General features: G+C 67.9%; 11 protein-coding genes and 1 pseudogene. 2 read left to right on the forward strand and 10 right to left on the reverse strand.

Annotated elements, in window-relative coordinates; all coding sequences use genetic code 11:
- From QRO91_RS11760 to QRO91_RS11785, 6 genes and pseudogenes are all read right to left on the reverse strand, one after another.
- Positions 1-283, reverse strand: a pseudogene (locus tag QRO91_RS11760) (threonine synthase); the annotation flags it as partial.
- A 29-nt stretch (positions 284-312) separates the two neighbouring features.
- Positions 313-1,227 (reverse strand): homoserine kinase, encoded by a 915-nt coding sequence (locus QRO91_RS11765; RefSeq protein WP_049426981.1) that lies wholly within the window; start codon positions 1,225-1,227, stop codon positions 313-315.
- Positions 1,224-3,728 carry a bifunctional aspartate kinase/homoserine dehydrogenase I gene (gene thrA / locus QRO91_RS11770; RefSeq protein WP_197632258.1) on the reverse strand — a complete coding sequence of 835 codons (2,505 nt, stop codon included), beginning with the start codon at positions 3,726-3,728 and terminating at the stop codon, positions 1,224-1,226. The genes QRO91_RS11765 and thrA overlap by 4 nt, the downstream gene beginning before the upstream one ends.
- An 84-nt stretch (positions 3,729-3,812) precedes the next feature.
- Entirely contained in the window at positions 3,813-3,947 is a 135-nt protein-coding gene (locus tag QRO91_RS11775) for a hypothetical protein (protein ID WP_285310402.1), read from the reverse strand.
- Positions 3,948-4,085: 138 nt separating this feature from the next.
- Positions 4,086-5,036 (reverse strand): DMT family transporter, encoded by a 951-nt coding sequence (locus QRO91_RS11780; RefSeq protein ID WP_197619609.1) that lies wholly within the window; start codon positions 5,034-5,036, stop codon positions 4,086-4,088.
- 175 nt (positions 5,037-5,211) lie between these two features.
- Complete coding sequence (locus QRO91_RS11785; RefSeq protein WP_197650113.1) at positions 5,212-5,907, reverse strand: AraC family transcriptional regulator; 696 nt, start codon at positions 5,905-5,907, stop codon at positions 5,212-5,214.
- A 72-nt stretch (positions 5,908-5,979) separates the two neighbouring features.
- On the opposite strand from QRO91_RS11785, the gene QRO91_RS11790 reads away from it, so the two are divergent.
- Positions 5,980-6,768 (forward strand): DUF6491 family protein, encoded by a 789-nt coding sequence (locus QRO91_RS11790; RefSeq protein WP_370671888.1) that lies wholly within the window; start codon positions 5,980-5,982, stop codon positions 6,766-6,768.
- Here QRO91_RS11790 and QRO91_RS11795 read toward each other — a convergent pair.
- The 3 genes from QRO91_RS11795 to QRO91_RS11805 form a co-directional block, all read right to left on the reverse strand.
- Positions 6,765-7,817, reverse strand: a complete 1,053-nt coding sequence (locus QRO91_RS11795) for a linear amide C-N hydrolase (RefSeq protein WP_049430938.1) — start codon at positions 7,815-7,817, stop codon at positions 6,765-6,767. The two genes, QRO91_RS11790 and QRO91_RS11795, sit on opposite strands and share 4 nt — an antisense overlap.
- A 67-nt stretch (positions 7,818-7,884) precedes the next feature.
- Entirely contained in the window at positions 7,885-8,298 is a 414-nt protein-coding gene (locus QRO91_RS11800; RefSeq protein WP_197650111.1) for a DUF6691 family protein, read from the reverse strand.
- Positions 8,295-8,732: a YeeE/YedE family protein gene (locus tag QRO91_RS11805; RefSeq protein ID WP_049430942.1), complete on the reverse strand. Its 438-nt coding sequence runs from the start codon at positions 8,730-8,732 to the stop codon at positions 8,295-8,297. Before QRO91_RS11805 ends, QRO91_RS11800 begins: the two co-directional genes overlap by 4 nt.
- 86 nt (positions 8,733-8,818) lie before the next feature.
- Between QRO91_RS11805 and QRO91_RS11810 the strand changes: the two genes are divergently transcribed.
- On the forward strand, positions 8,819-9,139 hold the full coding sequence (locus QRO91_RS11810) for a metalloregulator ArsR/SmtB family transcription factor (RefSeq protein WP_197650110.1): 321 nt from the start codon (positions 8,819-8,821) through the stop codon (positions 9,137-9,139).
- Between the two features lie 15 nt (positions 9,140-9,154).
- Here QRO91_RS11810 and QRO91_RS11815 read toward each other — a convergent pair whose 3' ends face one another.
- The gene (locus tag QRO91_RS11815; RefSeq protein WP_049430948.1) at positions 9,155-9,583 is read right to left on the reverse strand and encodes a BLUF domain-containing protein; all 429 of its coding nucleotides are present in this window, start codon (positions 9,581-9,583) and stop codon (positions 9,155-9,157) included.
- Between the last annotated feature and the right edge of the window lie 49 nt (positions 9,584-9,632).

Consider the following 9,632-nt stretch of genomic DNA (forward strand, 5'->3'; position numbering starts at 1 on the left):
ACAGCTCCAGCACATGGTCGCCATTGCCCAGCGGGCGCAGCGGCACGGGGAAATCAAACGCTTCCCGGCAGATCGACGGCAACGCAGACTCCAGCGCGTCGCCGAAAAAGAACGGCGCCAGCAGGTCGGCGGCGGTATCGGCCAGCGCCGCACCGGCCTGCAGCTCACGCGGCGCCGGCAGCACCTGGGGCACATACAGCCCACCATCGGACGCCAGTCCTGCGGCGATGGCCGCGCTGAGGCCAACGGCTGGAGACTGGCCGCGGGTCGAAACAAATTGCATGGGTTGGGTATCCAGTAAGGGGGAAGGATTCAGCACAGCCGGGCTCCCGGCGCGTCCAGCGGCGACACCCAGGCATCGCTGTCGAAACCGGCGACGGCGAATGCCGCCTGCACCGGCGCCACGGCAGCGTGGGCCCGCTCGGCATCTTCAAACCAGGCGAACACGCTCGGACCGGCACCAGAGATGCCTGCCCCCATCGCCTGTGCCGATAGCGCCGCATCGCGTGCTGCCTCGAAGCCCGCAATCAGGCCGGCGCGTCGTGGCTCCACCAGCACATCACGCAGGCCAGCACGGACCAGCGCGGCGTCGTTGCGATGGCAGCCGCTGAGTACCAGCGCGAGGTTCGCGCTCTGCGCCACGAACTCACCCAGCGCATAGCTGCCCTGCAGCGCCTGGCGGGCGCGACGCGTCTCAAGCACCGCGTGTGGGTGCACCAGCAGGCTGTGCCACGTGGCCGGCACCGGGATCGGCAGCAGGCGATCGGCCGTGCACAGCGCGAGGCCGCCCAGCAGCAACGGACCCACGTTGTCACCGTGGCGGCCACCGCTGGCCACTGCTTCGCCATCCAGCGCAAACGGGTAAAGCGCCTCGCGCGACAGCGGCGCATCCAGCAGTGCGTTGGCCGCCACCAGCGCCGCCACGCACGATGCCGCCGATCCGCCCATGCCCGAGCCGAACGGAATGCCCTTGTCGATCTCGATGGCGAAACCGAAGTCCAGTCCGAGCCCTGCGCGCAGCGACATCAGCGCAGCTCCGGCGGTATTGCCGGCCGCTTTCAACGGCAGCTCGACCGCACTGCCCCGGATCGCCTCGATGCGTACCATCGGCTCATCGATGCGGCGCACGCTCACAGTATCGCCAACCCCGGCGATGGCATGACCAAGAATGTCGAAGCCCACCGCCACGTTGGCCACCGACGCAGGCGCAAACGCACGTGCGATCACAGGCGCGCTCCTTCACCGGCAGCCACCCGCAGCAGGTCGGCGAACACTCCGGCGGCGGTCACTTCCGGACCCGCACCCGGCCCCTGCACCACCAACGGGTTGTCGCAGTAGCGGCGGGTACGGAACTGCACCACGTTGTCGGTCAGCCGCAGGTTGGCGAAGGCGTGATCGGCCGGCAGCTCCTGCAGGCCCACCGAAGCACCATCGGCGCCAAGCCGCGCCACATAGCGCAGCACGGCACCGCGCGCCCGCGCATCGTGCAACCGCTGCAGCAGGCTGGCATCGGACTCGCCCAGGCGCGCCATGAAGTCATCCACACTGCCCTCGCGCAGCAGCGCCGGCACCAGGCTTTCCACCTGCACCTGCTCCAGGCTGAGCGCATGGCCGGCCTCGCGCGCCAGGATCACCAGCTTGCGTGCCACGTCCACGCCGGACAGGTCATCGCGCGGGTCCGGCTCGGTGTAGCCCATCGACCGCGCCTGCGCGACCAGCGAAGAAAATGGCTGGCTGCCGTCGAAGCGATTGAACAGCCAGGCCAGCGTGCCGGAGAAAATACCTTCGATGGCCAGCACCTCGTCGCCCGTATCCATCAGATCACGCAGTGTGGTGATCACCGGCAGGCCCGCGCCCACCGTGGCCTCGTAGCGGAAGCGCGCACCACTGGCGGCCGCAGCAGCACGGATGCGCTGGTAGCGTGGCAGCGGCCCGGCACCGGCCTGTTTGTTCGGGGTGACCACATGGATGCCGGCCGCCAGCCAGCCCTCATAACGCTCGGCCACCTCGGCGCTGCCACTGCAGTCGATCACCACCGCATGCGGCAGGTGCGCGGCCAGCAGGTGTTCGGTGAAGCGATCGAGGTCGCTGGACTCCCCCGCGTCCTGCAGTGCCTCCCGCCAATCGGCGTGCAGGCCGTCCACTTCCAGCCGCATGCGCGAGCGCGAGGCCATCGCACGCAGGCGCAGGTCGACATTGGCCTTGGCCAGCAGTTGCGGGCGCGCCGCCAGCAGCTGGTCAAGCAGTGCCGCGCCGACATTGCCCGGCCCGATCACGCCCACCGCAAACGTCTGCGGCGACAGCCAGAAGCCGGCATGTGCGGCGCGCAATGCGCGGGTGGCATCGGCACTGTCCACCGCCACCGAGATGTTGCGCTCCGACGAGCCCTGCGCGATCGCCAGGATGTTCACCTGCGCACGACCCAGGGCTTCGAACAGGCGGGCCGCCACGCCCGGCTGGCCGGCCATGCCATCGCCCACCGCGGCCAGCACGCTGACGCCCCCGCTGACCTGGACGCGCTGCACTTGGCCGACCGACAGTTCATGCGCGAATGCGTGCAACAGCGCCTCGCGCCCCCGCGCGGCTTCGGCGGCACGCACCACGCAGCAGATCGAATGTTCCGACGAGCCCTGCGAGATCATCACCACCGACACCTGCGCCTGGCGCAGCGCGGCGAACACACGCTCGGCCGTACCGGGCACGCCGATCAAGCCGGTGCCTTCCAGGTTCAGCAGGGCCAGCCCGGGGCTCAGGGTCAGGCCCTTCACCGGCCCACGCGGTGAGCGCTCTGCCGAGATGCGCGTACCGGGATGCGCCGGCTGGAAGGTATTGCGGATGAAGATCGGCAGGCCCAGGCGGATCGCCGGCGACATCGTCTGCGGGTGCACAACCTTGGCCCCGAAATAGGCCAGCTCGCAGGCTTCGTCGTAGCTCAGCGATTCCAGCTGTACCGCCTCGGGCACCAGCCGCGGGTCGGCCGACAGCACGCCATCGACATCTGTCCAGATGTGCAGTTCATCGGCGTTGAACAACGCGGCGAAGATCGCACCGGAATAGTCGCTGCCATTGCGTCCGAGCGTGGTGATGCGATCGTGGCGGTCACGGGCGACGAAACCCGTGGCAACCACCCGCGGCTGGGGATGCTGCAGGCGCCACTTGGCCAAGCGGTCCGCACTAGCTTCCCAGTCGACATCCACACCCAGTTCGCCATGGCCGACCACCAGCACATCGCGCGCATCCAGCACCGCGCAGTCTTCGCCCAGCGCCTGCAGGTGCGTGCCGAGCAGCTGCGCGGAGAATACTTCGCCCAGGCCCTGCACGCGGTCGAGTACTTCGCGCGGCAGCTCGCCGATCACCGCCAGCGCCGCCAGTACCTCGGCCAACTGCTCGAAGCGGGCATCGATCCATTCCACGGTCTCGCCCACCTGCTCGCCCAGCAGCGCCACGGCTGCGCCCCGATGGCGTGCGCGCAGCGCATACCAGGCCTCGCGCCACCCTTCGTCGCCCTTGGCCGCCAGCTGCGCCAGCTCGATCAGCGCGTCAGTGACGCCCTTCATTGCCGAAACGACAGTGACCTGCAGCGATTCGGGACGCGCCAGCAGCAGGCCGGCGACATGGCGGTAGCGCTCGGCGTCGGCCACCGACGTGCCGCCGAACTTGTGCACGACGATGGACGGTGCGGCCAGATCGGCCGGGGCAACGGGTTGGGCGGGGGCGTGGGAAGACATGCAGACCTCGGCAGGAGGCCCCGTCGCATGCAAGTGTCGAGTCTCCCCGCCACCTGGATGGTGCGGGGCCGTGGTTTTCGGGAGTTACACGAAGACGACGGGCCGCACCAGGCGAGTGGTGACGGTGGTGGTGGTAATGGTGGTGATGGCGACCGGCACAGTCGAACGGCCCGCAGTGGCGGGGGCGATCAGGCTGGCGTGGGCGGCATCAAGGACCATGGCGTACAGAAAACACTGCACGCCGGGCGGCTGTCAAGTGCTGCGATGCAAAATTTCTCTGCGGCGATCATCGGCCAACGTGCCGGCATTTGGTTGCAACTGAGACAAAGTGGACATCAGCGCGCTTGCGGGCCGTATTCAGCCGGCATGTTCGGCGATTGCCCGCGGCGTGCGATGTGCATGCGCGCACAGCATCACACCCGCCACCAGGAACACGATTGCCAGCGCCTCCAGCAGCGTCGGCCAACGCTGCTGCCAGGCGAAGGCGTACAGCAGCGCGAACAGCGTCTCGAACACAATCATCTGCCCGGTGAGGGTCAGTGGCAGCAGGCGACTGGCCCGGTTCCAGAATGCGTTGCCGAGGATCGAGGCCACCACTGCCACACCCGCACTGATGGCCCAGAACCCGCTCCATTGCGCCGCCGAATGGCTGCCGGTGTGACCGATGAAGGCCATCGGCACCAGCAGCAGGGCCAGGCCACCGGTGGTGACGCCGGTCAGCAGTGACCAGTCGTGGCTGGACAGGTCCGGCCGGCGCGCCAGCCAGCGGCTGTTGCCGATCGAGTACAGTGCCCACGAGAACAGCGCGCCAAACGCGCACAACAGGCCGATCAGGCGCTGCCGCCACGGGGTTGCCAGGTGCTCGGACATCAGTGCCTCCCAGCCGACCAAGGCCACGCCGAGCACGCACAGGCCCAACGCCGGCAGCAGCTGCTTCAAAGGCACTGCACCCTGTTCGCGCACGCCGACCAGGGTGACCACCACCGGAATCAGGCCGACAATCAGGGACGCCGCCGCGCCGCCTGCCCACTGCACCGCGGTGGCCAGCAACAGGAAGTACACGAGGTTGCCAGCCAGGCTCAGCCACAGCAGGCCGATCCATTCGGCGCGACCGAGCTTCGGCGCCAGCCGTTTCCAGCGCGGCAGCAACAGGGCTACGGCAATCAGGCCATAGACCAGGTAGCGACCGGCGGACAGTTGCAGGGCGTTGAACGACTGCAGCACAGCGGGCGCGAGGAAGACCACGCCCCAGAGCGCGCCGGCGGCAACGCCATTGGCGATGCCCAGGGCCATCGGGTTGTTGCGCATTCGGGTTCTTCGGGGGAGAGAGAACAGGCCGCGCAGTGTAAGCGCTGGCCGGTGCACGCTCTTGACCCAGGCTACTGCCCTGCGCTGTCGCTGATCTGTAGAGCCGAGCCCATGCTCGGCTGCGATTGCCCGCTGTGTAGATAAAGGCAGCCGAGCGTGGGCTCGGCTCTACAGGTCAGATGGCGCCCCGGCGCCACGCTGCGGGGGTCTGGCCGCACTCGCGGCGCAGCGCTCGGGTCAGTGCGCTCTGCTCGGAATAGCCTGCAGCGAGTGCGATATCGCAGATCGACGCGGCGCTGGTGCGCAGCTGGTGCTTGGCCCAGCGCAACCGGCACGCACTGAGCCAAGCCTGCGGGCTGAGCCCGAACTCACGCTGGAACAGCGCATGCAAGCGGCTCTCGCCGACACCCACGAACGCGGCCATGCGCGCCACCGGCCACGCCTGGCCGGGCTCCGCCTGCACTGCCGCGCACAGCCCCTGCATGCGTGCGCCACTGCCGGCGGGGGCAAACACCTGCAACAACTGCGGCAACAGCGCCGGCATCGGTTGCCCAGCCTGTACGCTGGCAAGACGCCGGCGCAGCGCCAATGGCAGGTAAAGCCAGCGTTGGCGGCACAGATACTCCTGCGTGCCGTCATCGAGCACACCCGGGGCACAATCGACGATCACGAAACCATTCGGCCCATCCGCCATCTGGTCATGCGCCTCACCGGCGGCAACGAATGCCCCCTGCAGGACGTCCAGGCGACCACCGCGGCCTTCCATTTCGAATTGCAGTTCACCCCGCAGCGGCAGCACCCACTGCGCATAGTCATGGCGGTCCAGGCCGGTGGCCTGGCCGTAGTGCCGCAGGTGGAAGATGGCGCCCATCGGCGCAGTGTGCGCGTGTAATACCGGCCGCGCAAACCGCTGCTATAGTCGATCCGTCATCCAACGCAGGGAATGCAGGTCATGACCGATCAGTACGTGCGCCTGGTGCTTGCTGCCGGCCTCGGCCTGGCCCTCGCCGCGACGGCCTCCGCACAGCAACGTATGCCACCGGCACCGCATTGCATGGACGCTGTCGGAGTGCAGGAAGTGGAGCAGGCCTCGCCGCGCTCGATTGCCCTGCGCGCTGCGTCCGGCCAGGCCTATCGCATCGATTTCAGCGAGGATTGCCCCGGGGTCCGCGCAGCCACCACCTTGAAGCTGGAAGCGCCCGCCGGTTGGGCCTGCGGCCGACCCAGCGAGCGCGTCGTGGTTGACGGCCGCAGCTGCGCCGTCAGCGCGGTCACGCCGGTACAGAACCGCGACTATGCCAGCGTGGCCCGCGACAGCGACCGCCTGCGCACCGCTACCCTACCCGCCATGACCATCCGCGAACGCAAGGAGGTGCGCCGCAGCTTCGGCGGCTCGCCCTCGTACTGCTTCGCGACCCGCAACGTGCGCGCATGGTCGTCCGATCCGCAGGGCATGCTGGTGGAGACCAATCCGCGCCGCAATGGCGGGCATCGCTACTACCGCGTGGAACTCGGCAGCCATTGCCGCCAGCTTGATCGTGCGCCACAGCTCAGCTTCCACTCCGGCCTGCAGAATGGCCTGATCTGCGGCAATCCCGGCGACCGGGTCACGACCGCCGGGTTCGAAGCAGGCGACCTGCGCCATGACGGGATCGCGCCGCTGCCGCAGTACACCCGCGGCAGCTGCACGATCCAGGCGGTCTACCCGGCCTCCGGCCAGGCGTCGAACTAACCGTCGACGCCGAGGAAGGTGAACGGTGCGCTGGGCACGAACTGGCCCAGTGCATCGCCGGAGAAGGTATTGCGCTGGTCCGGGCCAAGATCCAGCTTGAGCACCTTGCCACCGAAATCGACCTTGTTCAGATCGACCCAGAACGTGTTCGGGGTCAGTGCGGATTCGAAGAAGTACAGCCTCCGCTTGTGGTCGGCCACGGTGCGCCAGCGCGTGGATGAAATGTTCGGCTCGCCCGGCGTGGTGATGCCGTAGGGCACCGAGGTATTGCGGATCACGCTGAACACACTGGCCAGCGCCACGACCGGGTCTTCGGCCTTGGGAATGGCGTTGATGTAGAAAGAGGCGCGCGCGAAGCGGTCGGCGGAACGGTTGGTGCCCGGCAGCATCACCGTGCCACCGATCTGCTGCCAGTAGGTGTTGAGCGCCAGCTGCTGCTCGAAGATCGGCGAGTTGGTCATCACCTGGTAGCGCCGGTCATGATGGATCACCTGACGACCGCCGATGTACTCGACGATGGCGCTGTCGCCGCTGGCATCGGACAGCGACAGGTGCAGCGTCGCCTGGCGATCCTCACCGGGCACCTTGTCCGTGACGATCGAATACGGTTCACGCCTCAGCGCTGCCACCGCCTCGTCCACCGTGGCGAAGTTGTCCAGCACGTACTGTGCCCACAGCGAGATGGCCAGGCCCGGTTTGGTGCCACGCTGCTGTGGATACTCCGATTCGACCAGCCACAGCAGGTTGGCCACCAGGCCCTTTTCGTTCATGCCATCGGTGGTCGACACGTCGTAGCCGGTCGCCACCACCGAGCCGTAGCGCGCGGTCCAGGCCAACGACTTCGGGCCTGCCTGGCCGGTGCGCGCAATGCCGCGCGGCAGTATGTAGAGGTTGGTCGCCACATCGACCTTCCAGTCCATCGAGCGCGCGGTGATCACATCACCGTTGTCGCCCAGGTACACCGCGCGCGTGCAGGCCAGAGCCGGTGCCACGGCTGCGGCCAGCGCGACCACCAGCATCCCTCTTCCCATCCACTTCATCCGTGCCATGTCGTTGCACTCCTTTCCCCGTGATCCGAAGATAGGACCCCAAGCAGGGTGACACAGGGGTGAAGCCTCAACGAACGAAGCGGTCGTGCAGCCAGAATCCTGCAAGCATCGCCGGCACGAACCACAGGGATTCGCGCGATGCCACGGCCAGCCCGGCGATGGCCGGGCCCGGGCAATAGCCCGCCCAGCCCCAGCCGATGCCGAACAGCGCGGCACCCAGCAGCAGGCGAGCATCGACACCCCGGGCAGCAGGCAGCTGGAAGTGGAGCGAGAACCACGGCTGCACGCGCCGCAGCACCCAACGCTGCCCGACCGCACTGACCAGCAGCGCCGAGCCCAGCACCCACATCAGCGCGGGATCGAAGTCGCCCGTGATGTCGAGGAAGCCGAGGACACGACGCGCGTCGGTCATTCCCGAAAGCGCCAACCCCATGCCAAACAATGCGCCCGCCGCGCCGGCGGCCCAGACTGCGCGGCTCATGCCAGGCCTCCGCCATGACGGACCAGGAAGGTGGTCAGCATCGCGCAGGCCATGAACACCAGCACGGCTGCCAGCGAACGCTTTGAGCCGCGGGCCATGCCGCAGACGCCGTGACCACTGGTGCAGCCATTGCCCAGCCGTGTACCGAAGCCGACCAGCAGCCCGGCTCCGATCAACTGCCAGGCCGGCAAAGCATCACGCAGCAACACGCGTGGCGATGCCTCGGGCACCGATTGCCACCACAGTACCAGCCCAGCCGACGCGAGCAGTCCGGCCAGGAAGGCCCAGCGCCAGCCACGCTCGCCTTTGGCTGCGTGCAGGCTGCCCGCGGCGATGCCGCTGATGCCCGCCACGCGTCCGATGGTGGCGAGCAACAGCACCGCAGCGGCGCCGATCAACGCACCACCTGCCACTGCACTCCATGGCACGTTCATGCCCCGCCCTCTTCACTGCCGCACATGGGATTGTCCATTTATTTAGATTATTCTAAATTAGATCATCCTAAACAAAATGGTCAACCATGGCCCGCACCCAGCTCGACAGCGCCGCGATGGCCGAACACGCTTCACAGGCAGCCACGCTGCTCAAAAGCCTCGCCCACCCGGCCCGGTTGCGGGTGCTGTGCCGCCTGGTAGAAGGTGAGGCACCGGTGCCGGAACTGCAGGCACTGACCGGCCTGAGCGCATCGGCGCTGTCACAGCACCTGGCGGTACTGCGCGGACTGAATATCGTGGCGACCCGGCGCGAAGCACAGGCGATCCACTACCGGGTCATTGAAGGGCCGGCGCTGGGCGTGCTGCAGGCGCTGCATGCGGCCTACTGCGGTGGTACTTCGCGCTGAATCCGGCGCAGGCCTTCAACCAGCGTGCAGCACCGGCTGCACCACCTGATCGAGCAGGTCCACCGGCGTCGGTGCCGAACGGTCGCCCTGCAGGGTGCGGGTGAACCCTGACCAGTCACTGGAAGAAAGCTGGCGCAGCATCGCCGCGTCGACCGGGAGCGACCGCATCGCCCAATACGGAAACTGGCGCTGGCCCAGGCGCCCGCGTGCCAGTTCGATGATGTCGATGTGGCTTCCTGCCTGCAGGATGCGCTCGTAGACCGAATCGATGCCGTCCGGCGGACCCTCGATGTACTGCAGGAAACGTTCGCCGTCATGCAGCAGCACGCCGGTCACCCCTGCCAGCTTGTTGAAACGTGCCGCGTCTTCCACCAGCCGATGCAGGCGCTCGGCGGAAAGGTCCGGCAGCGCCCGGCTGACGTAGGCGATGACGCGCAATGGCATGGCGCTTCCCTGGCAGGATGTGCACCCACGGTAGCAGTTGCGGACGAGT

The sequence above is a fragment of the Stenotrophomonas maltophilia group sp. Smal32 genome, from assembly GCF_030237085.1.
Classification (GTDB): domain Bacteria; phylum Pseudomonadota; class Gammaproteobacteria; order Xanthomonadales; family Xanthomonadaceae; genus Stenotrophomonas; species Stenotrophomonas maltophilia_Q.